General features: G+C 41.2%; 24 protein-coding genes. 3 read left to right on the top strand and 21 right to left on the bottom strand.

What is annotated here, in order from left to right; all coding sequences use genetic code 11:
• Positions 1 to 43: 43 nt before the first annotated feature.
• The 18 genes from MusilaSJ_RS25190 to MusilaSJ_RS25105 form a co-directional block, all read right to left on the bottom strand.
• Entirely contained in the window at positions 44 to 718 is a 675-nt protein-coding gene (locus MusilaSJ_RS25190) for a hypothetical protein (protein WP_274987518.1), read from the bottom strand.
• A complete protein-coding gene (locus tag MusilaSJ_RS25185) occupies positions 715 to 1401 on the bottom strand; it encodes a hypothetical protein (protein ID WP_274987517.1) in 687 nt (228 codons plus the stop codon). The genes MusilaSJ_RS25190 and MusilaSJ_RS25185 overlap by 4 nt, the downstream gene beginning before the upstream one ends.
• On the bottom strand, positions 1401 to 1916 hold the full coding sequence (locus MusilaSJ_RS25180) for an MT-A70 family methyltransferase (RefSeq protein WP_274987516.1): 516 nt from the start codon (positions 1914 to 1916) through the stop codon (positions 1401 to 1403). The genes MusilaSJ_RS25185 and MusilaSJ_RS25180 overlap by 1 nt, the downstream gene beginning before the upstream one ends.
• Positions 1913 to 2593: a hypothetical protein gene (locus MusilaSJ_RS25175; protein WP_274987515.1), complete on the bottom strand. Its 681-nt coding sequence runs from the start codon at positions 2591 to 2593 to the stop codon at positions 1913 to 1915. Before MusilaSJ_RS25175 ends, MusilaSJ_RS25180 begins: the two co-directional genes overlap by 4 nt.
• Positions 2590 to 5013 carry a TraG family conjugative transposon ATPase gene (locus tag MusilaSJ_RS25170; RefSeq protein ID WP_274987514.1) on the bottom strand — a complete coding sequence of 808 codons (2424 nt, stop codon included), beginning with the start codon at positions 5011 to 5013 and terminating at the stop codon, positions 2590 to 2592. Before MusilaSJ_RS25170 ends, MusilaSJ_RS25175 begins: the two co-directional genes overlap by 4 nt.
• Positions 4991 to 5152 (bottom strand): hypothetical protein, encoded by a 162-nt coding sequence (locus tag MusilaSJ_RS25165; protein WP_274987513.1) that lies wholly within the window; start codon positions 5150 to 5152, stop codon positions 4991 to 4993. The genes MusilaSJ_RS25170 and MusilaSJ_RS25165 overlap by 23 nt, the downstream gene beginning before the upstream one ends.
• A gap of 125 nt (positions 5153 to 5277) precedes the next feature.
• Positions 5278 to 5640, bottom strand: a complete 363-nt coding sequence (locus MusilaSJ_RS25160; RefSeq protein ID WP_446725125.1) for a DUF4134 domain-containing protein — start codon at positions 5638 to 5640, stop codon at positions 5278 to 5280.
• Positions 5641 to 5810: 170 nt separating this feature from the next.
• Positions 5811 to 6107: a DUF4134 family protein gene (locus tag MusilaSJ_RS25155; RefSeq protein WP_274987512.1), complete on the bottom strand. Its 297-nt coding sequence runs from the start codon at positions 6105 to 6107 to the stop codon at positions 5811 to 5813.
• Positions 6108 to 6110: 3 nt separating this feature from the next.
• The gene (locus MusilaSJ_RS25150; RefSeq protein ID WP_274987511.1) at positions 6111 to 6395 is read right to left on the bottom strand and encodes a hypothetical protein; all 285 of its coding nucleotides are present in this window, start codon (positions 6393 to 6395) and stop codon (positions 6111 to 6113) included.
• The gene (locus MusilaSJ_RS25145) at positions 6392 to 6739 is read right to left on the bottom strand and encodes a hypothetical protein (RefSeq protein ID WP_274987510.1); all 348 of its coding nucleotides are present in this window, start codon (positions 6737 to 6739) and stop codon (positions 6392 to 6394) included. The genes MusilaSJ_RS25150 and MusilaSJ_RS25145 overlap by 4 nt, the downstream gene beginning before the upstream one ends.
• Positions 6727 to 7353 (bottom strand): ParA family protein, encoded by a 627-nt coding sequence (locus tag MusilaSJ_RS25140; RefSeq protein ID WP_274987509.1) that lies wholly within the window; start codon positions 7351 to 7353, stop codon positions 6727 to 6729. The genes MusilaSJ_RS25145 and MusilaSJ_RS25140 overlap by 13 nt, the downstream gene beginning before the upstream one ends.
• A 21-nt stretch (positions 7354 to 7374) precedes the next feature.
• Positions 7375 to 8370, bottom strand: coding sequence for a relaxase/mobilization nuclease domain-containing protein (locus tag MusilaSJ_RS25135; RefSeq protein WP_274987508.1), 996 nt, complete (start codon positions 8368 to 8370; stop codon positions 7375 to 7377).
• A gap of 424 nt (positions 8371 to 8794) precedes the next feature.
• Positions 8795 to 9235, bottom strand: a complete 441-nt coding sequence (locus MusilaSJ_RS25130) for a hypothetical protein (RefSeq protein WP_274987507.1) — start codon at positions 9233 to 9235, stop codon at positions 8795 to 8797.
• 147 nt (positions 9236 to 9382) lie between these two features.
• The gene (locus MusilaSJ_RS25125; RefSeq protein WP_274987506.1) at positions 9383 to 9793 is read right to left on the bottom strand and encodes a plasmid mobilization protein; all 411 of its coding nucleotides are present in this window, start codon (positions 9791 to 9793) and stop codon (positions 9383 to 9385) included.
• Between the two features lie 196 nt (positions 9794 to 9989).
• Positions 9990 to 10931 (bottom strand): DUF8464 domain-containing protein, encoded by a 942-nt coding sequence (locus MusilaSJ_RS25120; protein ID WP_274987505.1) that lies wholly within the window; start codon positions 10929 to 10931, stop codon positions 9990 to 9992.
• 634 nt (positions 10932 to 11565) lie between these two features.
• On the bottom strand, positions 11566 to 14028 hold the full coding sequence (locus MusilaSJ_RS25115) for a S8 family peptidase (protein WP_274987504.1): 2463 nt from the start codon (positions 14026 to 14028) through the stop codon (positions 11566 to 11568).
• Positions 14029 to 14040: 12 nt separating this feature from the next.
• Positions 14041 to 15018, bottom strand: coding sequence for an AAA family ATPase (locus tag MusilaSJ_RS25110; protein ID WP_274987503.1), 978 nt, complete (start codon positions 15016 to 15018; stop codon positions 14041 to 14043).
• A gap of 183 nt (positions 15019 to 15201) precedes the next feature.
• A complete protein-coding gene (locus tag MusilaSJ_RS25105) occupies positions 15202 to 15768 on the bottom strand; it encodes a hypothetical protein (RefSeq protein WP_274987502.1) in 567 nt (188 codons plus the stop codon).
• A 183-nt stretch (positions 15769 to 15951) separates the two neighbouring features.
• Between MusilaSJ_RS25105 and MusilaSJ_RS25100 the strand changes: the two genes are divergently transcribed.
• Positions 15952 to 17823: an SIR2 family NAD-dependent protein deacylase gene (locus MusilaSJ_RS25100; protein WP_274987501.1), complete on the top strand. Its 1872-nt coding sequence runs from the start codon at positions 15952 to 15954 to the stop codon at positions 17821 to 17823.
• A 153-nt stretch (positions 17824 to 17976) separates the two neighbouring features.
• Here the strand turns inward: MusilaSJ_RS25100 and MusilaSJ_RS25095 are convergent, their stop codons facing one another.
• The 3 genes from MusilaSJ_RS25095 to MusilaSJ_RS25085 all read right to left on the bottom strand — a co-directional run bounded on the left by MusilaSJ_RS25095 (position 17977) and on the right by MusilaSJ_RS25085 (position 20447).
• A complete protein-coding gene (locus MusilaSJ_RS25095) occupies positions 17977 to 18636 on the bottom strand; it encodes a HEPN domain-containing protein (protein ID WP_274987500.1) in 660 nt (219 codons plus the stop codon).
• A complete protein-coding gene (locus MusilaSJ_RS25090) occupies positions 18626 to 19735 on the bottom strand; it encodes a DUF262 domain-containing protein (RefSeq protein ID WP_274987499.1) in 1110 nt (369 codons plus the stop codon). Before MusilaSJ_RS25090 ends, MusilaSJ_RS25095 begins: the two co-directional genes overlap by 11 nt.
• 382 nt (positions 19736 to 20117) lie before the next feature.
• A complete protein-coding gene (locus tag MusilaSJ_RS25085; RefSeq protein ID WP_274987498.1) occupies positions 20118 to 20447 on the bottom strand; it encodes a hypothetical protein in 330 nt (109 codons plus the stop codon).
• Between the two features lie 699 nt (positions 20448 to 21146).
• On the opposite strand from MusilaSJ_RS25085, the gene MusilaSJ_RS25080 reads away from it, so the two are divergent.
• Both MusilaSJ_RS25080 and MusilaSJ_RS25075 read left to right on the top strand, forming a co-directional pair.
• Positions 21147 to 21449 carry a hypothetical protein gene (locus MusilaSJ_RS25080; RefSeq protein ID WP_274987497.1) on the top strand — a complete coding sequence of 101 codons (303 nt, stop codon included), beginning with the start codon at positions 21147 to 21149 and terminating at the stop codon, positions 21447 to 21449.
• 40 nt (positions 21450 to 21489) lie between these two features.
• The gene (locus MusilaSJ_RS25075; protein WP_274987496.1) at positions 21490 to 22806 is read left to right on the top strand and encodes a TlpA family protein disulfide reductase; all 1317 of its coding nucleotides are present in this window, start codon (positions 21490 to 21492) and stop codon (positions 22804 to 22806) included.
• Positions 22807 to 22811: the final 5 nt, after the last annotated feature.

The raw sequence follows: 22811 nt of genomic DNA, 5'->3' as shown, positions 1-22811 counted from the left end.
TTAAATGACATTCAGAGATCATACCACGCCCTCGGAGCCATCATCATTGGTGCAGGTATTTAGCATTCTGAATGATCTGGCTGACATAGGTTTTATCCTGATTGACCCAGCCCGCAAATGGGGTTGCTGACGCGATAATGCCCCGCTGTTTCGCCCAGTACATGGATTTCCAGGCACCATAGGCTAATCCGTCCAGTATTTGCAGTTGGGTAATTAGTTTGCGCAGTAACTGGTCACGGGAATTATAATCCGCCATGACATTATTTCCTTCTTTAAGTATATAACCGGAAACATCGCCAACGAGCGTTAGGGATCTTGTCCGCATTTCGGCGGCTATATTGCCGGCAAATGTCAAAAGGTACGGTTCGTTTTTCGCCATCACCAGGGCTTGGTTGATGTAACCGGTCATATCGGCAATGATGACAGCTATATTCTTGACCGCAAGCCCATCCTTTAAGGCAGAGTTTACATTGGAAAGCCCTTCGTAGATCATGGTCTGGGCAAGTACCACTGAGCCAACATTGGTATTAAGGTCATTGATATTATTATTGATCTTGCCGAGATACTGCTCATGAGTAAGCTCCGCCCCACTCCTTACAGCAGCGTTTTGCGAAACCGCGATCAGATGCTGGTAGTCGATGACGTATTCCTGCGCAATTAAGGGAAAGGAAAAGTAAAGGGCGAAAAGTATAAGGAGGCCAGGGATTCTTTTTTTCATTGTTTCAGGTATTTAGCGTTTTGAATAATATCCTGCCCGATAGACTTATCCGCATCAACAAAATTCTGAAAAGGATTGGCCGCTCTTAACAGTGAGGCCAGGCCGGAGTATTGCATCATGTTAAGCATATTGCCGGACAGGTCCTGAATATTGCTCAGTTCAGAGATCACATAATCAAAAAGCATTTTCCGGTTGGATGCTTTCATTTGATTGACGTCTCCAAGTGATAGGGAAAGGCCCGTGACATAGGCCATGAGGCTTTTCGCTTGTGTGACAAACTGCAAAGCAGATTGGTATCCGATAACAATTAAGGCCGGATTTTTCTGAACCAATTGTACGATTTTGCCTTGGTTGCTGATAATCCGGCTGACCATCGGAGAAGCATATATACCGATATCTGCAATATTAATAGCAGTGCTGAGGATATTATACCGCTGTTGTAAAGTTCGGTACATGGCTTTTGTTTTACTCAACAAGGTCAGGTTTGCCTGTTCATTTGCTGTTGTTAAAGCCTGTTGGTTCTTTGCCTTCACCTGCAGCTTGTTTTCGGATTCGGATTCATCCACCAGTTGGTGAAGGGCAGGAATGTCGAGTATTTTTTTCTGGGCTATGACTTTGTTGCCAAAAGCAACCAGGATCGCCACAGTCAATAGTATTAATTTCATAAGCGTTTTTTTTTCCATTATTTATGTTGGAACACATTCCAGCCGGGACGGCATGTGGAGCCAAAAACCTGAAGTTTGGATCTGTTTGGGAATAAGCTTTCTATTAAAGCATAAGCATCCCCCGGTTTATGCTTCCTGTTTTTAACCCTTGCTGTAAATGGCGACTTTAAGGGATCGGGGAAGGTTATCGCCGATGAAAATAAATCGCCTTTATAATAAATCATCAGATATTCTAACACCTCTTTTGAGGCTCCCCTTTTCCACTTTGGCCTGTGCCATAGCAAATACTGATGATACTGATAGCCCAAACGCTTCATGTAATCTTTACATTCCTCCGTGAACTTTTCGGTAACCCATATGAAAACGATATGATCCGGTGACGTAAGATGTTCGAGGCAATCCCCCAGGAACTGAAAGGCCTGCATGGCTTCCAGCATTTTGGGAGATATGTTATCAGTCAGTATCCTGTGCGCTCTTCTGTAAATACGGTACTGTTTCCATGGCGGGCAGATCATAATGACTTCGTGTTTCATTGCTTCAGGTATTTAGCGTTCGTTAAAACATCATTAGCAATCCTGATATCCTGGTTTTGCCATTCGGCCCATGGGTTAAGTGAACGAAAAATGCCGTTGATCTTCGCCCAGTACATAGCCCGGCTCATGCCGTAGGCGATTCCCCGTAGGATGCGCATTTCATCGGCAATATGATTGAGTAATTTCCCCCTTTCGCCGGAATCCATGAGATTATCTTTTCCGCCTTTCAGCACAAATGCGCTGACGTCCGCGGCAAGTATGGCGGCCCTTGTTTCAAAGTCCCAGGCACCCTGTTCTGCAAATAGCAATAATACAGGGTCGGACTTGGCCAGTTTTACCGATGACTCCACATCACTGATAATATCTGAACCGCATTCTGCTATTTCTTTTATGGTTGACAGGTTATTGATCACTGATGCGACCTGGCTCAAACCCTGGTAAATCTTATTTTGCAGGTTGTTGACAATTACAAGTTGCCCGCTGACGGCCAGCTGGCCTTTCTGAATCAGGTTTAATTTGTCATTAGTAGTATTCAACTGACCGTTAATAACACCCGCGTTGATAGCGATTGCTCCGGATACAGCCGGGTCGACGGTCAATGTTTGCGCCTCCGTACTGTAACGGCCTATTAAAAAAACTATAGCTAATAATGGCCATTTGATAAAGTAGTTCTTCATGATTGTTGATTTTGATTAACCTGTGAAATGAAAGCAGATAAGGATTTACCGCTTTCTTTAAAATCCCTGACGAAGGCGTCCAGGCCATCCGGGTAAGAACCGAAACGGTTGGTATAACTTTCTACCGCCGACTTCTCTGGTTTTTCTGTAGTGTAAGTAAGGTATTGGTGAAGCGATACCTCTACGCCATATACCTCCCCAACTGCTCCGCGGCGGATATAGACCTCTTTGAATCTTCCCCGTCCTTCAGTGTTATCGAGCTGGCCGATGGAAAAAATCTTACGTCTTTCAGTTTCATTAATCGAAAGCAGAGAGGCGATCTGGTCATAATTATCTTTAAACTTGGTCTGATCGAGCAGAAAGATGGTATCTGAGTTATTGATAATGCTGTCTTTAACGACGGCGTTTCCGATGATATCGCCGAGCTCCTGCGTTACAACAATGGCTTCGCCCCAAAACTTACGGACCGTCTTGTAGAGGTATAAAATATAGTTCGCCATGAGCGGGCTTGCGATCGCTTTCCAGGCCTCTTCAATAATTAAGGTCTTGCGCCTGTCAGAACGGTAACGCATCTTTTGGATGAACACGTCCATGATGATGAGCGTGACGAGCGGAAAGAGAACCTTGTGCTCTTTTATACTGTCAATTTCGAAGACGATAAAGCGTTCGGTAAAAAGGGATTTATCTGTTTCGTTGTTCAGAATAGCTGCAAACTCACCACCTTTGTAGAATTTCTTTAGCACGTACCTGAACTCATCAAAGTCAAAAGGAATTTTCTCTTCCTTTTTTATCTCCGGTATTTTTTCCAACGCGAACTCATAAAAAGTATTGAAGCTCAATTTTCCACTGGTGGCAAAGAATTTACTATAGTAAGCAGAGAGCACGTTTGCGATTACATCCCGTTCTACGGGGCTGAATATCCCTTCAGCTCCTTTCCAGGCAACGGCGATCAGCGTACACAAAAAGTCCTTTTTTTCAACATTGTACTCCGCTTCAGTGATCTGAAAGGGATTCATGGTAATGGGCTTCTTATCGGTGTACGTGATGTATTTGCCCTGATAATATTTACATAGCCCTGAATAGGAATGGCCCGTATCCACGATCACCATATCCATATTATAAATCATGTAACTTTCTATCAATGAACAAGTCAAAAAACTCTTACCAGAACCTGAGGGGCCTAAAATGAAGCGATTTCTCGCGCTGATACGCCCCGTACGCATGGGCAGGTCAGACGGGTCGATCGCGACGGGAATACCCTGCCGGTCGGTAAACCTGATCAGGAAATCGGAAGGTTCATCTTTGGGCAGTGATTCCTTAAAGAAGAAGCAAACGGCCGCATCGCAAGTGGTAAGAAACCAATCGTACTCCTTTAGCTCTACTCCGTTTCCCGGCAGTACAGTGCGAAAGAGCTCCAGTTGGTTGTAAGCGTTTTTGCTTGGAATAATGCCCAGCTGAAAAAGTGAACTCTCTACAAAATTGACCGCCTTTTGGATAGCGTTGGCTTGTGCAGCTACCAGGATATTAAAGTGGCAATTGACCAGCAATTGGTTTTCTCGGGCGACATCATTCAACAGAAGGTCGATATCCTCAACACACAATTGATTGGCAGGATCGGGAATACCGGCGTGTCTTTTCCTTTTTTGCTCCAGTTTTCGGAGCGTTGCAACCTGGTTGGGTATTTCAATGACTTGGTTGTAAACGATCACATCGACACCGGGTACTTTAAACAGGAACGACAGGAAGTCCACCGGAAACCCGCGCATACTTTCTTTATCATTTAATTCAATGTGTGTGGAAATATCGGGCGGCAGATCGATGTTATCGATATTGACGAGGCTAATACTGCGTACTGACCTTTCACCCATCCTGATCTCGGTTTCCGAGGGAGCAAGATTATCCAGTACAATGTTGGACCCGCCAAAGTCCATGCTGAGCAGTTGTAATACCAGTTGGTTCAATCGGCCTTTATTCAAAGCCTTTGCAGATGGCAATATGTCCAATACCTTACCTATAGCCTGTCTGAAATCCCGTAGAACACGGGCATCATAAACGTAAAACGCACCCTTTTTGACCTGGCGCGTTATAGTTAAATAGGTAGAGACCTTCAAACATTCCCGCCCTTCGAAATGGGCATTATATTTTTTTTGAAGGTATTCAGTGGCAGGCGGTCCTTTATAGGATGAACTACTGATGATATCCTGCTTTTGCAGGAGATAACCATCGCCTAATATTTTAACAACATTGATGAGCAGATGGTGAAACTCTTCATATCCCGCTGGATACGCGGAATAACGGATAATGGGGTTTACTAATTCGATAACGACTGAGCATTCGCCATTAAGGCCTATAAGCAGATCGTATTCATCATCTTTATCCACTCCTGCATAGGGAATGCTAAACAAGGTTTTTACGCCCATAACGATTAAGGATGTAAATGTTTGAAGTGCGGCTTTTGGAATGAAGGCCGCCTTTTTGTTTGCCTGCAGTGAAGAACAGGCCACCGACAATAAAGCCGATCAATACCATGGCGCCAAGCCACATATTGACCAGAGACATGATTAAGGCCCCAAAAACAAGTCCCGCTAAAAGTGAAGCTAAGCCCCAGTAAATGAACTTGCCCTTGAAGCCTTTGAATATAAGGGGTCGTTGCAACCCCTTATATACAGGATACTTCCTGGCCATTATAAGCCGAAGAAAGCTTTGATCACCAACGCGGAAACCACGAGAAAGACGCACGAGCCGCCCCACCCCATAATCTCTTTGTTGATATCCTGGTCACCCGAGTTCCACTTCGAGTAGACACGGATGGCACCAACGATACCGACAATACCGCCGATCACCAGTGTGATATTGGTTACCGGGGCTATGTAGGTTTTTAAGGTGGAGGTTGCTGTGTTCAGGCCGTTAACGCCGCTTTGCGCAAACACAGGAATAGACAAGGCCAGCAATAGGGCTGCGGCCCATAACTTTTTTGTTTTTATAAACATTAAAAGGGAGAAAAAATAAAGGCGGAGATCTTTTAAGGCCACCAGGGAGATGGTCATGTATGGTAAAAGAGCGTTCAGATCACGAACAGCGCCCCTAAAAATTCACCCAAAGGGAATGCAGTATTTAACTGCACAGTTAAACCTATAGCAGGTCATTATTGAAGATAATTTAGACGGAAATCTTTTATTACTTCTTGGGAAGAAGCATTATTAAAAAAAACAGGTATTCAGATTCCGAACAATGCCCGTAAAAAAGGACCCGAAAGGATCATAAAGATGGCAGCGAAAAACCAGGCAGCAACTACTGCATCTATGCGTTTTTCGCCCATTTGCCAATTATGGTATATTTTCAATGCCCCCATACAGCCCAGTAAAAGGGCCAATACCAAGGCAAAATCAAAGGCTGAAAAAAACGATGAAGAAAGGTCCTGTTTGGCCTGCGCCAAAGAACCATCCGTTATACCGGGCTGAGCTACCGCTATCATCGTTAGCAAACTGCACCAGGCTGTCAGGAAAAATTTCATATGCTAAAAACTAACGGCTTTGGTGTACTCGACCGACTCTTCGCGGGCGAGGTTGAACATCTGCTTGAGGCTGACACCCCCTGAAAAAACAACTGATGATTCCTTTCCGTTTAAAATAGATTCATCTACTTGTGATTTAATGGGTTCAATATTTTCCACAAAAGTGAGTTCATGTTGATCATTTCCGGTATCTCCGCGTTTGGTGCGCAGGCAATCCCAAATGATCAGGGCTGCATAATAACTGGTATAAATACCAAGCAGCCATAGTGTAAATTTTATCCAGGTCATAAGTCTGTGTTTTGTATGTACTGTTTAATAATAGTCTTCAATTCAGGATAGGTATCGAAGAAATGCTTTACAGCGAAGGCAACGAATTTGGTCACGTCTACCCCAGTCGCCATTTTAAATTTATTCATGATATCGGCGGTTTGCTTATCAAAGCGGACGTGCACCATGTTTTTGTTATTACTGTTATCATAGGCGATCAAGGCTTTGAGTATGGTGGATTCAATGATTTTATCTGCCTTTTTCGTGGCCTTTTTATGGACTTCGTCCCCTATACTTTGATAGCCGCCACCCGGTTTAACCATTTTTTCACGTAGCTGGTCTGCTAATGATTTTATTTTTTCCATAATCGGTCGGCGAATATTTCTTCGAATACAGGTGTGATTACGCCGTAAAGGGATAAGGGCGTTTGAAAGGTGGTGATCCTTTGAAAGTCAATACGATCGGGTATGGCTGCGGTGATCTTGCCAAATTTGGACAGTTGTTCGTTCACCTCGCTCATGATCTCAAACTTGACATTCGCTTTGATCCGGTTGGGAATAAAAACCACTTCTACTTTTGGATTGACCTTTTTAAGTACAACGGCAAATAAAACAGTCGATTCAAATGTGAATTCATCATAAGAAAAAGGACAGATCACCAGGTCAGCACATTTAAAAACAGGGATTAACCCATCATCATCCAATTTACCAGGCAAATCGATCAGTATCGCATCCTTCTTGCTTTTAGTCAGTACATTACTCAGTAATGGAAAAGTTTCCAGTGTTGCGGCCATTACATCATAAGGCTCTTCATTCTCCAGGACTTTTGCCTTTTCAAATTTCTGGGATATGGATTGCTGATAATCCATATCAATAATGGTTACCGGCCAATCTTTAGCCAGGCTCAGGTAGTTCCCTGATAGGACGGTGAGCGTGCTTTTTCCTACGCCACCCTTTTGGTTGCCAAATAAACAGATCATAATTCTTCATGGGTTTATCCCTTATCGGGTATTAGTTCTCGCTTTCTTTTGTCTTTTGCGTTTCATGCCAAGCACCTGCTGGTCGTCGATATCGTCGGAAATCATGACGGGCCTGATATAAACGCATTCCGGTACATATTCAGAATAATACGTAATGGCGTCCTGGCCCAGATAATCATGGAGATCAATTTCCGGTTGTTGGTATGCGGATTCAAAATCCATATTATCCTCCAGCAGATATTTCAGGCTCAGGATTTCACTACCCTTAAAAACTTGTTTGGTAGCATGGTCAATAACAGTATAGCCATAAGGTTTTTTCCCTTCGGCGGAATGAAATATCAGGTCGATCTGATATTGTGTTCTCATCTGCTGCACAAAATCCGGTGAAGTTTTCTGAGCAATTAACAATTCTTTGAGTTCTGCTATCCTTACCTTATCGGGTGTATAGGAACTTATTTTTTGCTGCAGCTTTTTTTCATTGATATAGTCACGTCCAAGGAAACCCTGGTTCTCCAAAATCATATAAAATTGGGCCTGGGTACTGAAGCTGTATTGCATGGCAAAGGTGTAACCCAAAACCTTGTCTATGCTTCTGACGGCCCTCACCTGTTCATAGTCACGGTCGATTTGTTTACCATCCTTGCCTACCCGTGAACTGACAACATGGACGTGGTGATTATCGGTATCTTTATGGAACACGACCAGGTACGGCTGGTCGCCATATTTCATTTCCTTTAGCCACATCACGGCCGCTTTTGTCAATTCCTGCTTGCTGTAGTTTCGTCCTCGAGCCGAAATGACCGCGTGAAACTGTGTATTTTTTTTGATTCCCTTATTTTGAGCGGACAGCATCAGCAGATAATTGGCCAGATCCCGCGGCCGCGGGTTACTAAGTCCCTGTATGGCTCCAAAATTTGCGATAAGCATCAACTCTCCTGTATTCCGGTCTATCTTATTGGTATTATATTTTACGCCGGCAAAAGTTCTGGAAGGTTTTTCAAGAATGCGGGCGATCATAGGTTGACAGATTGGAGAAGAAAGAATAACGCTATAACCGTATATCGGTGTATCAGTTTACCCGGCTATCGGTATAATCTTGTAAACGTGCATCCAAACATCTTGATACCCGCATATCTCTGTAAAGTAGTAACGTGCAAACGAGTGATCCCTATAATTGTATAAAGTAATAAGGGTGTACCCGTGTATCGTTTGATCAGGATACCTGATGATCTGTATATCTTAATAACTGGCTATCGGCGTTTCTGGCTGCATTGGTATCCGAATACCGGAGTAACCGGCTATCAGGACATCCTTGTTCCAGTGTAAGGTAATATCAGAATATCTTAGTATTGTTTGAACTCAGTACCAGATGATCTGCGTATCTGAATAACAGGCGATCTGTCTATCAGTATATCTTATTGTCAGCGCATCGGCATAACCGCTATTCCCGAGTAGTTCCTGGTTCTATCAAAGGAGAAAATCTTTCGATACTGGCAATAGTATCATGGATAGCCCCACCATGACTGAAGAGTGCAAGCCTTTCGAGGTTAAATCTCCTACCCTTTCCCATTACAATAGAATGGTAACCGAATGTGATCACAATACCTTCCGGTTCCAGGCAAAGTGCAACGGCATCTTTGAGTTGCCTGAATGGGCTACAAACTATACCCTTATATAACTCCATACTTTTTCTGTAAGCATAGGGCGGATCAAGCAGGATCGTTTGAAACTTGCGGCCTTTCCAGCTCCGCAGGAACTCCAGTGCGTCCATATGGAAATCAGCCGGCATTTCGGAGTTAAGGTCGTTACGTATCTCCTCAACTTGTAATATGGTTGTACCGGCAAAAAGATTCAGAACATTTCCTTCACAGGAGCGCTCCACCCAATTACGAATGGGCTTAACGGAAAAAGTGTATCGATGCAGCGGACAACGTATGTGTTCAAAAATGATCATTAAAATAGGATGTGCTTGGATGGATTGTAAAAATGGGGGCATTGGGTGCCATCACCTTTAAGTCAGGGAACATCTTTAATTTCCCATAGTCCGGATGATCTTCCGAAGTGCCGCCTCAAGTATTTGCTGAACTTGAATATATTCCTCGAAAAGGCGGTTAAACTGTTCAATGATCATAGGATTAAGGGCTCCCTTTAATTTGAGTGTATTGGCGTGTTTAGCCAATTGGTTAATGTTGTTGCCGATCCGCCCCATTTCAGCCCCTACAGCGTCCAGGTATATAATTAGTTCTTTAGCATTGATCACTGTCTGTTTTGCATCGGATAAAATCCGCATCCTGATCAATTCTGTCTTTGAAATGCCCAACTGCTGCTCTATTTCGGTTATCTCCTTATATTCATCATCAGTGAATCTGACATTAATGAAATTAGTGCGTCTCCCCTCCTCTAATTTCGGCCGTCCGTTCAGCTTCTTAAAGTCAACCATAGAAAAATTGAGTCGCGAAATTTTTTAAATCCTCCCTGGAAGGGCAAGAGACTTTTTGTGAAACAAAAAGACATCTTGCCGTTGCGAAAACAACGGAATTTAAGCTTATGTATTTGAATGAACGCTCGTAAGGTGGAAGGGTTCCGGATCAAACTCCTGTAAGTGATCTGGATATCGGAACAAGAAGGATTTAGGATCACCGGCCATATCCGTTAGATGAGAGCGATCTTTCGCTACGGTTTCGTTCATGATCTTGTCCGGAAATCTTCAACAGGGCCTTGATTTTGTCATTATAGTCATTAAACTCCTCATAAACTTTCGAACGATCTGTGGCATAAGGCAAGGCTTTCAAAAACTCACGGGTCGCGAGAACACCCGCCTTGTCCCTGTCAAAATATACATCAAGAGAAGAAAATGCCTTGGCCTTATTGATCCCCTGCTTTAAAAGCGACAGCGTATTCAATACGATGATAGAATGCGAGGCATCTGGGTTCTCAAATCGCCAGCTTAGAAAGTCAATAAAACCCTCAAAAACGGCTGCATTTTTCTCATGAGCCGGAATAAATGTAATGGCTTTATGCCCCATACAACCTTTGAAGTAACGATTGCGAACTTCCCACGATTGTTGTTCATTGAGCCAGCCAGCTGCGAAATAATGCTTTCGGGCGTTCTTTTCGTCCTCCATATAATAATAGACCTCGCTGAGGTAGAACTTGGCGATTTCGTAAACGCCGCGGCTCTTAAGATAATCTGTAATTGCCGGGTGGTTGCCGATCGGTCTAACCCGTTCAACTACATGGTAGGCTTTTGTCTGCTTTCGCGGGCGTTTCTCCCTAATCGGGACTGCATCCGGTGAGCAAAGGTTCTGGAGCCTGTTAACCACTCCATTAAAATCCAGGTTCTTCCAGAACATAAGTCCGAAATCAATAATGTTCCCTCCTTTGCCGATGCCATGGTCGAACCATACACCGAGGTCATCATTTACAGCAAACGAAGGATTGACGTCATTATCCCGGATCATGCTGATATACATTTTTTCTTTCCCTTTTTTCGGAACAGGGTGAAATCCCAGGCGGGCCAAAAGATTGACAAGCGAAAGCTGTTCCTTAATTTCCTTTGCAGTTAGTAAATTTGACATAATTAATCTTTAAGCATTGATAATTAACCTTGAACATTAGTTGGTGCCGGCAGCGGGCAGCGAGCCCGTGATTGCTGTTCTGCCGGTATATATGAATCGGGACTACTCACGTCGGCTTCTACGAACCGGGCTTGCGCCTGCCTCCGCGCTTTCGGTTTGTTGCGGCTTTACGCTCACCTTCGCGGAATTTCCGGGTGCTATCCGGATAATGTTTTGTCCCTGCCTTTCAAATAACTTTCATCGCTGGAGAACTCGACTGTTTGGTTATGGCCATAATGACAACGCTACCAGTGATTACGGTGACAAAACAAGGGAAACCGACAATACTAAAACAGTGAAAGGGGGTGAAAGAAACCTTTCACCCCCTTTCAAAAAAGCAAGGAGTTTATTACACTAAGCTAAAGTCTATAACGCATCCAATAAGAAATAGATAACTAACAATCAATAACTTAACAAATAAGAAAAAATACAAAAGATAATACCGGCAAGTGTATTCTCGAATTATTCCAGAGAAGTAAAAAAAAGTTTCATAGGGATATTTGGCAGGAAAATAATCAGACGATTTTTATTGAATCCAATAACTACATTACTAAAACGCCTGCCACTTAATAACAATTTTAGGTTGGACTGGTAGCTACAAAATAACAGGTACCTGGATTTGAACCGGCGTATAAATATCAATTCCGTTATCAGGTGTATCAATTGTTACTATCAAACTATACCTTACATCATTGTCATATCGTTTCAGCAACTTCCTGGTTTTCCACCAGCCCCCTACTGAGAAGACCGCAATCTTGTTTCGGGTAGACAATTCGACAGCTGTTCCCAGCCATATATCTTTATGAAGAGAACCTTTATCGCGGACCTGATTGCCTAATATCCAGTGTTCAGCACCTTCTTTAATAAATTCTTCGTCTTCGTCTCTTGCGGCCTTGCTTACTCTGGCAGCAAACCCTTCATCACTTTCGTAGGTGTCCTTCATTTTAAAGCGCAACCCGTGTGAACGATAACTTGCTGCTAATCCATATTGGCGTGCTCCTGGATTGGGTTCGATGAAATAAGATAGGGTTACAGTGAGTTTAACAGGAGCATTTTGCATTTCCGCGAGGATATCGCTTGGCCAGGGAAGATCGACCAGATGAAACTCATTTGTTTTCACGCGACTTTCCTCGAATTTGTATGGCCTCAACGTGCGTTGTATAACAAGGGAAAGTGAATTATTAGCACTGAAACGGGCACGTTGGAAATTAGGCACGCCATATCCAACCTTTGCAACGAGGACTTGTCGATGCATCGGTGGCAGGTGTTCAACCGGGTGTCCTCCGGTCATCGCGCGTGTCCAATCGGCGGAATGCACCATTAAAGCCCTGATGGTTTCCGGCCAATAATCCGGGTAGATAGTATACAATTCAGCAGCAAACTTTGCAGCTAAAGCTGTTGCCCCGCTTGTATCACCAAATGTGGTGAACAATGGTCGCATCAACCCTCCCTTGCCAGTGGATAGTAGTTGGAGCGAATCAGGGTCAATTAATCCTCCGCGATGCATTGCGTGGTTACCGCCTTCCATAACCAGGTCAGGCTTGCGTGGCCATTCTGTAAACCAGGTCAATGAGGTTGTGCTTGAAGGGGATAAATCGCCATGTTCCGCCAAAAGTGTCGCACCGGGGAAAGCATCCAAATCAATTTTATCTTTGATGGTATAAGCACCGATAGTCAAGGCATTAAATGCTTGAGCTGGGTCCTCTATCGTAGCATTTTGATTTGAAACCGGGTAATCAATTCTGCTGATAAGTGGCACGTTGCCTGCAGATACAAGAAAAAGAGTTTGCGTATTGGGTTCATCCACTTCACCAAAGCAAAGTTGATCGATTGCGGCGGACCATGATGATGGCTGTCCTCTATGAACAAGAAGATCAGATGTAACTGCCATGCAAATAACCCGTTTAAAATTTGGATTAATTATTTCAGCTCGTGCAACGGCCTCCTGCGTAATCGCGCCAAATAATTCCGGGTCATTTTGTTGGGCGCCTTCCAGGATTTTAACACTTTCGAAATGATGATAAATTCTAACCTCATGAAATTCACCTAAAACATCAGTTAAATCACCGTATAACAGCAGTCCAGCCATTGGTGTTCCGTGTCCCAAACGATTACTGTCAGCATTTCCCCATGCAGGATTGATCGCATCAATGTGCCCTTCCGGTATCAATGGAGCTAATAACGGATGCGAAATATTTACTCCGGTATCAAGCAGGCAAATGGAAACTTGGTTTTGCGCGTTATCTATCACTAAACGATCTAATAGGTCGGTAATCCAGGCAGCCTGCTCAGGTTTATCAAGATAAGTAAAGAAATCAGCGGTATTTCTTGGCTTACGTAATTCGGCCAACTCGTCTGTATAAAGTAGCGTAACGGCCAGATTTAAGCCCGTCCCCTTTACAAGAAAAACAATATTTTCCGGAAATATAATGGACCGGCCTGCACCAATTTGAAAGCCGCCACTCAACTCGAATATTGTATAAATAGCCTTTAATTGCTCCTCAGCCGTTCTTGATAAATCGCGGCTTAGCCATACCTCCCACCAAATATCTTCCCGCGTTCCCGGAAAGGGAAGTTCCGGTTCCATCCAAAAGCTTCTCAAAGTTGCTGCCCTAATCTTGTCAATATTTGCGATCAACGTTTGGTTCTTAGGATTTCCGGCCCAGGTATTTTCGTTTATATACTGTTCAATTTTTCCCAAAAATTGCCCTATCGCTTTTTTATTGAGATATACCGTCGCCTCATAGGTTTCGTCTTCCGGGTCTTCGTTAATTTTCCTGTAGTTGGCTACCCGATGGTTGCGGGTGTTCATCTTATCAAGATCCAGCAGAAAGCCTGCTGCCGAGGTAAAAACGACATAAATAAATTCATCGTCCGGTGCAGTATCCAAAAAATCTGCAACCGCAGTCTGAAATGCTTCCCTGACGGCGGTACCTTGTTCTACCCTATCAATATTAGTGCGTGGAAATACGGGATTACGGCCTTGATTAACCGAAGTGTAGGGCATTGATTCTGTGTGCTCAACAAGTAATATGTGATCACGATAAAATTCTGGCATATGCTGTAAGGTTTAGTACGGTTTCTTGCGCTGCCTGATATTTTCCAGGAATAGCTCTTCTGAAACCTCACTCATCCCAAAAATCAACACTTCTTTTGCCAGGTCCTCACATATCCTTGAAATATCCGAATAGCTAAGCCCTAAAGATTCGCGGGCAATTCTATCTAAATTAAATTCCTGTATCAGGTTTAGTTCGTTCAAACGCAGGTCATAGAGTGATCGGATTTCCCTTTCTTCCGGAAGCTTATATGATATGATATCATCGAAGCGGCGAAAGAGTGCCGGATCAAGATGTTCCGGAAGATTAGTTGCCGCAATAACCAGGCTGTTGGAATCATCCTTTTCGATTTGCAATAAAAATGCATTGAGCACGCGTTTGATCTCCCCGACTTCGTTACTATTTGTACGGCTCGTACCAATACTATCAAATTCGTCAAAAAGATAAACGGCCCTAAATTGGTGCATTGCATCAAATATCAGCCTTAATTTAGCAATGGATTCCCCCATGAATTTACTTATCAGACCATCAAGCCTGATAATAAATAACGGGATCGACAGCTCACTGGCTAATGCTTTGGCCGACATTGTTTTCCCACAACCCGGAGGACCGGTAAACAACAATTTTTTACGGGGTTGAAGGTTATGCTGGCGTATAAGTTCGAGCTTGTTCTGCTCCTGTAAAATCCTTTTAAGGGAGGCAACAATACCCGGAGCGAGCACCATTTGATCCAACCTCACCTCCGGATGAACAAGTTCCAAAAGATCGTTTAGTTCCTTTTGCGCTGCATTAACGGGAAGATTACGGACAATACCTGCTTTATTCTTGCCGGTTTTTGCGTTGTCAATCAGCTTCTTTATATCGTCGGCGAGGGTGGTGTGCCCTTTGCGCGCTTCAGCGGCAGCAATCTGCATAGCGGTTGCGTAGAAACGGGTATCATCCCCATCACCAAAAGACTTAATCAGGCTTTTAATTTGTTCCGCAGCTGCCATCGTTTAGGTTGCAAAATAACAATTTATAATCCGGTTATCGGTCATTGAACCCTTCGAATTCTAAATTATTATACGTAATTATAACCAAAATGTTAAAGTAATAAAAAGAAAATCTATTAACATTTAGACAATCAAGCCTACCCCCCGGGGATTCTTAAGTAACATATTGAGCGAGTAACCGCCTTACTTTATCGGATAATCATACTTGACCAATCTTCTTTCATAATCATAGGCATTATGAGGATCTACCTTGGCTAATTCCTCATAGTATTGATTAGCCTTAGTCTTATATTCTATAAATGACTTTTTGCGGGCGGTAATTTCTAATGGCTTAAATTTCCAGGATTCATCTCCACTGTACCGGTAGCATAAGCCAGCGAATATTTCTGCTCTGAGAACTTTTAATTTAAAATCCTGCATACTAAGGGTCAGTGCCCTTTCTACAAATGTTTTTGCGATGGTAAGTTCTGCTAATGCCTTGGGGTCTACCTGATAAGGCTTGGCAAGTATGTCGTTAGAACGGGTATAGAATAATGCCCGGTAAAATAGCGCAGAAGTATCCTTTGGGTTGTTCTTCAAAACTTTATCTAAACTATCAATGGTTTTGAGGTAGTTCTTTTCCCGATACACAACAAAATTATCGTCTAATACAATGATGCCATTGTTAATTTTAACAGCTGGCTGCCCGAAGGCTTGAATGCCACCTAAAAAGAAAAAAAGCAGAAGTGAAAATTTAATAATTCTGTTCATAGATATTGATTTAGTATTAGATTGACAATATAGCTCAAAAGTTAAATATATTTCTTTAATGACAATAGAAAAATACACTCGGTTCCAGAACACATGTCGGAAAAATGTTGAAATCTGCTAATTATTAACAACTATTAAAATAATTAGAAAGATAAGCTACCTTCAAAGGTTTATTATTTATTGATGAGTTTACATAGTTTATATACCGCCATCAGAAAAGAGGATGTTGCGCTTTGGATAGGAGCAGGTTTTTCACTTTATGCCGGTTACCCCAGCGGTAAAAAAATTCAAGAAATAATATTTAAATCATTAAGCCCGGATGAACAAAGTCAACTTGGCTCAAATGCCAGTTTAAAACAAACTGCAAGCGCATTGGTAACCTTCAGGAATGGATCAAGGAACGCGCTAAATCAGATTATAAGGGATGAATTTGGCAAAATGCCGACTGACAGATACTTGCATGATTTATTAAGCCGGATCCCCCATATCAAGGATATCGTGACAACTAATTACGATTCAATGATAGAGACCAGCTATTTAGGCAGGGCAGACGTTATCAGAAGCTCAAAAGATATCCCCTACATTAATTCATCACGACCTGCAATTTTTAAGCCGCATGGTGATCTTGAGAGTCTTGACAGGATTGTTATCACCGAAAACGACTACGCAAGCTTTTATAATATTAATAAAGCTGACCCGATGTGGACCGCTATATTAGGCTTGATCGCCAAAAAAACACAGGTATTTTTGGCCTATGGTTTTGAAGATGACAATATATGGTCATGGTTTGATTTGATTGATAAATCTGTAGGAGAACATCGTAAAGAGCGTTTTTTAATTGCTCCAAATTGGTCGCCATTATATATTAAAAAATTAGAGGCTCGTCATATTGAATATATCGATATGACCGCGGATCAGTTTCTTACTGAGCTTAACGTCTATTTGAAAGAGCATATTGCCGGTGATTTAGAAAGTGGAATGGTATCTCAGGAAACATATAACGCCTATACCTCATTTCACGATATAGAATCGAGTATTTCTTTGGTAGAAGGCAAGCCGCAAATAACTGAATTCCACAGAAAAGGTAATGGTAAAACGATGAATGATATAAATTTCACCATCAATGATCCCCTAATCGCGAAGCAGATCCTACACTTACAAAAAGGTTACAATGGGGCCATTAAAATAGGTCCAGATAAATTAGAGCATTTCGAGCATGTAATTGAAGGCTTCAAAATGGGCATAAGCAAAGAAACTATTGCATCATTCCATATCATTTCATTACCAGCGAAGCACCGATGTAGTATTGAGGTTCCGGATAAGGATATATCTTTAGATGACGTCGAGTTTGAATTCAAACATATTGAAAAAAATAGATATGAGGTCAAGGCAGAATATTGGGGTTTCGGAATTTTTGCAAAAATCACTTACAAGAAAAAAAACCGGGGTTATGAGACAGTGATAAAATTCACAGCTCCTGAAAAGCTGCCCTCTGTTATTAAATGTGTTACAATCCAGAAGCTGATTGTTGCATACCTGGAGGGCCACAAGGTAATTATTAACAGAGCAGGGGTAACTACAACAATTCCAGGCTCAACAACAAAAATGGACATCACACCGCACGTTTCATTGTTGACCTTTTTTGAAAACCTCCGGCAAATTGAAAAACAATTTAATGTAAGATTTGAAGGAGCCGACGCTTCCTATACAAAAGAGAATTTTAAACTTGCTAAAAAGCTAGTTGAGCTAATTGAAAATAAATATTTGCCAGTGCAATTTCCCAATGGACTGGTGTGCCGGCATCGGAATAATAACCAGCCAATTACCTTACCTGACAAAATGGAATCGCTCCTTTTAAAATCGGACGAATATGATCATGTGGAACTACTGCAAAGGAAAATTGAATTAGGTGAGGGAGGAATGCAAATTATGAATTTTGAAGTTGTTAAATATTCCGAAAATGGAATGCAGGTAATGGTAAAAAGCACTACAAACGATTATAGACAACGTTTTAGTAGTCTTTTTGATTTTAACGTAGATATTATTGGGGGCTAGATCAGTCGAAGCTTTTGCCCTCTTCGACTTTTAATCAAATCTTTTATATTTCATAAATTCCAAATTCGATAATCTATCACCCCCCTCTCTACACTAATTATAATCTATCGCTTGGTATAATATTGTTCATCAACGAAAATTTCGTCCCAAAATTCATTTATAATTTGCAAGATACTGATCAACGTATTCGATAACCAACACTAAGTAATTTCTATAATTTTGGACCGTTTGTTCAGTAACTTGTGGATTTGAATCCTCGTGAACAATGGCATGCCTACGCCCAAGTATTTCATTTAGGCGATTAATATCGAACGGTGGATTTGCAAAGATATCCTCCCCATTAATTTGCCTAAACAATTTGGAGAGTTCTGACAGCCCCGTCTTTCCCATTGGGAATTTTGTTTCTATCGTGATTTCATCAGCAATAATTAAATTATCATTACAGATTTTTAGCGCTTGATCAGCATAACGTTTAACCTCTGTTAACTTATCCCTGTTGTAACCCTCTGGGTTTTCTAAGTTTTTATGTATAATAGTTGACGAAGTATACAGTTTCAGAGCATTTAGGCGTAAATGAATCGAAACCTCTGAATAGTTTTTTTGGCAACTTTTTAAATGATAAAGATATTCTTTTAATACCGATTCAATGAAAACTTGAAATTTTGTTACAGACGAAACAATGGCGAGCTTTAGAAATAACTTTCGCCTATCTTCGTGGCCATTATCTCGTTCTATTGTAGCATAGTTAATTAACAAATCAATGTCACTGAATGATCTTACAGTATCATCAGTTGCTAGAAAATCATAAGGCATCCTTTAAAGTCTTAATCCATTTATCAATTCGATAATTCATTACATCTTTATCTGACGTTCTTAAAGAAATGGAAGACTTAAACTTCTGATCATTATTTAGCAACCTTACAAGATGCTTTTGAATACTTGCCTTATTTGCCTTCAATTTATCTTCATCAAACAAAGAAAATGCTAAGACTATACAATCAGCAAGAGCTTTATTCACCTTTGATTTATTTTCAGAAATATCTCTGAAGGCTTTATCCGTGCCAAACACCACCACTACTTTATTTAAAGTTTCATTAAATGTTGAGTGTAACTTTTTAATTGACTCAATTGGCATTTTTCTGTTGACGCTCATGTAATTATTTATATAAGTGACGAGTCGTCCTGTATATCCTTTTAAATAATAGTCTCCATTTTCATCAACATCCAAATTTGACAGCATCGCAAATATTCTTATTACAAATTCGACATCGAGAAATCGGCTTTGAGGTGTTCTCAAATTTAAAATGGAAAGAAGATTGCTATTGCTTTGCACAATTTCCTTAGCTAGATCGTTTAACGAGCCGCGATATAAGCAGTTTCTTAATTCCTGGTAATTTAATGTTACTGCACCTTTATTTAGTCTCATGAAAATGTCATACTTAATATCCTGATGGCTATCTTTTTTAATAACATTCACCCGCAACTGTCCATTGGCTAAAAGAGATTTTGCCTTCGGAGGTAAATCTTTGATTTTCATCCTTTCAAGATCTTTCAAAATATCAAGTTTCTTTAGTCCATACTCATTTTGAAAATATTTTAAAAGGGCGTTCAGTCGCTGCAATCCATCAATTACTAACCATCTTCCATCTTCCTCTTCTGCAAAATATATAGGAGGTATCGGGACATTCATTATTATTGATTCTACCAGTTGCGAAGCTTTATCGTCCTTCCATACGTACTGTCTTTGAAAAGGAACCTCTAAGATGACTTTGGGATTTTCCCCGATCATCATTGAAACTATAAATTCTACGGAATAATCGTATGACGACGTATTCAGATATCGTTCTTCCTTCGGAATGTCCAGTTCTAATCTATCATCGTCATTTTCGAATATTTCATTTTCTGACCTCATACGGTTTTGGCTTTCTTTAAAAGTAAAAATAACTATTCACACTATGTGAATAAGTATTTATAAAATAAAGATATTATTAATTTAGAAGATCACGTTGAAAAATGCTCAATCTGTAAATCTGTATAACTATAATTTATATAATTATAGGCAAATAGTTTATAAATATTGACTTCATTTGGTTGATGAATGATTTCTTGGTTCAAATCAAATATCGTTGAGCATTAGCACTGAACGCATATGTTGTAATAATTGGCCAAACTGAGTCGATTAATTATTGATCTGCATTTCTCACACGTTCTATATAAGCCAAATGAGTGTTCTCTTTTAGTAATAATTGATTTAACATGAACCTGTCAAAATGCATTGAATCAACAAAAGGATATTAATCAAATGACATTTTCGAAATATCCGCTTTGACCCTTTGTTTTATTGCTTTTAGAACTTCGGCCTCTTTTTGGATAACATTAATTACAAGACTCGGATCAACATCAACGATATAAGAGAATCGAAGAATTTCAGACAAAGTAAATTTTTCGGGATTTGCTAATTTGGCCGCATACCTACCAGAATTAATTCCCATTGCTGATGCCACCTTACCTTGCAACAGCTCTTTTATTTGGTACATGCGTTTAACCGCATGATTTTCGAAAAGGTATTTTATCGGTTCGAATACTGTTAATTCAATATCACGATTCTCTCCCCAGATTGACATATCGTAGATTTTTTGATTTAAATGTCTGGAAGAGTTACCTTTTTACATAAAATAATTACCTATTGTATATTTTATTTACTAATCGTAATTAAATACTACTTTTAGTAATTAATTTTCTTACATTTGGATAATGAGTTAGAAAAAAGCGACAACAATCTTAATATTTAATCCGCTAACGAAGTCTCACGTCTAAAACCGCCAGTTTCGACCACGTGAAGGCAAGTGAAAGCGCCCATTCCTGAAAATTTATATCTTTGAGGTATATTTTAATGGATGGGCTTCACTTAAGTCTTTTGTGGTCGACTACCCGTAAAAAGGTAGGGGTTCCTGGCGGTACCTTGCGCAAAAGCAGTGAAGTCCATCCATTATACTTTTGCCAAATTGAGACTCGTTTTCATTCAAAATTGATACGAGTATGCAAAAATTTCTTAACAATCTTGAACTGAATAATCTTTACTTTTTAGGAAAAGCAAGGCAATATGTCTTGAATGTTAATAAAAATCTTATCTCTTTTTCTCTTCAAGACCCCATCAAAAACATTTTCAAATCTCCCGAATGATTTATTGAAACGGCAGCCCAGTTAATAGTTAATCGAGCCGGCTGCCGTTTCATTTTTCTTTTTACCTAATTCAAGAGCAAAGTAATTTGCCTCTATTGGCATCGCTTTGCCTAATTTTACCCAAACTTTTTTAATCAATCATGAGCGGAATCGTAGTAGACCTAAAAGATTTTAATGTGCGCACACCTGATCAGGTACTACGCGTATTTTTTAGTAAGTACCCTGCTGATGAAGTTAAAGTTTCACTGTGGAAAGCGATGTCCGTTATGGCCGGTAACCCTAAATTTACCACTCAACAAACATTAGCAGCCGACGATGCTGCAGACCTTTTTGATCATTTAATTGCTTTAGTAGAAGCGCTTGACGATTTGATAGATGAACCGCCATCGCGTTGTCCCATTTGCAAACGCGAAAAAGAAAGTGGTGACGGTATCGCAGGTTAGGTAAAACCCTCGGATTTTTTCATTCTTAAATTCATTTTTCATGAAGCACTATTTAAGCTTCCTGGCAGCGCTTTGCCTTTTTTTGAACGCAAGCGCCAGGGATAAATCATATACATTTTATAACAAAATTAACGGCCTTCAACCCGGCGACAAGGTTCCTGATATCATCATCAAGGGATTGACAAACAATAATGGAAAATCAGAAGCCCGTATATCCGATTATCGCGGCAAACTATTGATCCTGGATTTCTGGGCTACATGGTGTGTTCCCTGTGTGGACATGATATCGAAAATGAACGGCCTTCAGGATGCTTATAAAGAAAAGCTACAGATTATGCCTGTAGCGTATCAAAGCAAAACGGAGGTTGAAACTTTTTTGGGCAGGCTTGCAAAAGAGCGCGGCATTAAAGAGCAACTTCCGGGTGTTATGGGAGATACTGAACTTGGGAAATTGTTTCCGCATTCAGAGCTGCCTCACCTCGTATGGATAGGGCCCGATGGCATCGTCAAAGCTATTACCGATCAACGCGCACTAAGCAATGAAGTAATCAACCGTTTTCTGCAAGGTGGCGATGCCTCCCTTAAAGTGAAGGAAGACGAAGTTAACAATTACGACCATGATTCGAACCTATTGATTGCACCTACCGAAGAAAGCGCGGATGTATCATTTGCAGTTAGCGGATACATCACAGGTGTTGGCAGGGGGTATTATAATAATACCATGATAGACGGAGAAGGTGAAGACAGACGCATAACCGCGCGTAATCAAACGATACCAGAGTTATACCTTCTTGCATATTCAAAACAACCGAAAGAGATCGCATTTGAAGTTGTCGATACGACGGGGCTTACTGCCGGGAATTTAAAAAGCGATGACTTTAGGGATTGGTTAAAAAAGGGCAATGGATATTGTGTTGAACTTATTTTGCCCGACAGCCTCAGAAAGAAATCCTACCAGATTTTGAGGGAGAAATTAAGTGGCCATTTTACCAAATACACTGCGTCATTAGAAACAAGGAAGGTGAAATGCCTCGCATTAGTCCGTACTTCCAATATGGACAAGTTAAAATCAACCGGCCAGAAACCTGCCGTGGAACAGGACGCGTTCGGGGCCAGGTTTACCAACTGCTACCTGCGCGTATTCATCAGCAGAATGCAATTACCCTTGCAATATCACCCATTACCACTTAAAGACGAAACGGGATATATGGATAAGGCGGACCTGCAACTCACCGGGAACCTGACCAAACTTGATGAAGTGAACCGGGAACTGGCCAAATATGACCTCCGTTTCGAGGAGCGGCTTGCAGACCTTGAAATGGTGGTAATACGTGACGCGCCCAATTCAAAACCTTAACTACA

Source organism: Mucilaginibacter sp. SJ (assembly GCF_028993635.1).
Lineage (GTDB): Bacteria > Bacteroidota > Bacteroidia > Sphingobacteriales > Sphingobacteriaceae > Mucilaginibacter.
Note: the sequence above shows the minus strand (reverse complement) of the source record. Positions and strands in the feature narration are given on the sequence as shown.

Excerpts from the sequence above, each read along its gene's own strand:
- MusilaSJ_RS25110 (WP_274987503.1), bottom strand. The coding sequence starts at position 15,018 with ATGGCAGCTGCGGAACAAATTAAAAGCCTGATTAAGTCTTTTGGTGAT.
- MusilaSJ_RS25140 (WP_274987509.1), bottom strand. The coding sequence starts at position 7,353 with ATGATCTGTTTATTTGGCAACCAAAAGGGTGGCGTAGGAAAAAGCACG.
- MusilaSJ_RS25125 (WP_274987506.1), bottom strand. The coding sequence starts at position 9,793 with ATGGTTGACTTTAAGAAGCTGAACGGACGGCCGAAATTAGAGGAGGGG.
- MusilaSJ_RS25095 (WP_274987500.1), bottom strand. The coding sequence starts at position 18,636 with ATGCCTTATGATTTTCTAGCAACTGATGATACTGTAAGATCATTCAGT.
- MusilaSJ_RS25180 (WP_274987516.1), bottom strand. The coding sequence starts at position 1,916 with ATGAAACACGAAGTCATTATGATCTGCCCGCCATGGAAACAGTACCGT.
- MusilaSJ_RS25115 (WP_274987504.1), bottom strand. The coding sequence starts at position 14,028 with ATGCCAGAATTTTATCGTGATCACATATTACTTGTTGAGCACACAGAA.
- MusilaSJ_RS25105 (WP_274987502.1), bottom strand. The coding sequence starts at position 15,768 with ATGAACAGAATTATTAAATTTTCACTTCTGCTTTTTTTCTTTTTAGGT.
- MusilaSJ_RS25170 (WP_274987514.1), bottom strand. The coding sequence starts at position 5,013 with ATGGGCGTAAAAACCTTGTTTAGCATTCCCTATGCAGGAGTGGATAAA.
- MusilaSJ_RS25160 (WP_446725125.1), bottom strand. The coding sequence starts at position 5,640 with ATGACCATCTCCCTGGTGGCCTTAAAAGATCTCCGCCTTTATTTTTTC.
- MusilaSJ_RS25075 (WP_274987496.1), top strand. The coding sequence starts at position 21,490 with ATGAAGCACTATTTAAGCTTCCTGGCAGCGCTTTGCCTTTTTTTGAAC.
- MusilaSJ_RS25190 (WP_274987518.1), bottom strand. The coding sequence starts at position 718 with ATGAAAAAAAGAATCCCTGGCCTCCTTATACTTTTCGCCCTTTACTTT.
- MusilaSJ_RS25085 (WP_274987498.1), bottom strand. The coding sequence starts at position 20,447 with ATGTCAATCTGGGGAGAGAATCGTGATATTGAATTAACAGTATTCGAA.
- MusilaSJ_RS25100 (WP_274987501.1), top strand. The coding sequence starts at position 15,952 with ATGAGTTTACATAGTTTATATACCGCCATCAGAAAAGAGGATGTTGCG.
- MusilaSJ_RS25080 (WP_274987497.1), top strand. The coding sequence starts at position 21,147 with ATGAGCGGAATCGTAGTAGACCTAAAAGATTTTAATGTGCGCACACCT.
- MusilaSJ_RS25150 (WP_274987511.1), bottom strand. The coding sequence starts at position 6,395 with ATGACCTGGATAAAATTTACACTATGGCTGCTTGGTATTTATACCAGT.
- MusilaSJ_RS25175 (WP_274987515.1), bottom strand. The coding sequence starts at position 2,593 with ATGAAGAACTACTTTATCAAATGGCCATTATTAGCTATAGTTTTTTTA.
- MusilaSJ_RS25155 (WP_274987512.1), bottom strand. The coding sequence starts at position 6,107 with ATGAAATTTTTCCTGACAGCCTGGTGCAGTTTGCTAACGATGATAGCG.
- MusilaSJ_RS25145 (WP_274987510.1), bottom strand. The coding sequence starts at position 6,739 with ATGGAAAAAATAAAATCATTAGCAGACCAGCTACGTGAAAAAATGGTT.
- MusilaSJ_RS25135 (WP_274987508.1), bottom strand. The coding sequence starts at position 8,370 with ATGATCGCCCGCATTCTTGAAAAACCTTCCAGAACTTTTGCCGGCGTA.
- MusilaSJ_RS25090 (WP_274987499.1), bottom strand. The coding sequence starts at position 19,735 with ATGAGGTCAGAAAATGAAATATTCGAAAATGACGATGATAGATTAGAA.
- MusilaSJ_RS25120 (WP_274987505.1), bottom strand. The coding sequence starts at position 10,931 with ATGTCAAATTTACTAACTGCAAAGGAAATTAAGGAACAGCTTTCGCTT.
- MusilaSJ_RS25185 (WP_274987517.1), bottom strand. The coding sequence starts at position 1,401 with ATGGAAAAAAAAACGCTTATGAAATTAATACTATTGACTGTGGCGATC.
- MusilaSJ_RS25165 (WP_274987513.1), bottom strand. The coding sequence starts at position 5,152 with ATGTCTCTGGTCAATATGTGGCTTGGCGCCATGGTATTGATCGGCTTT.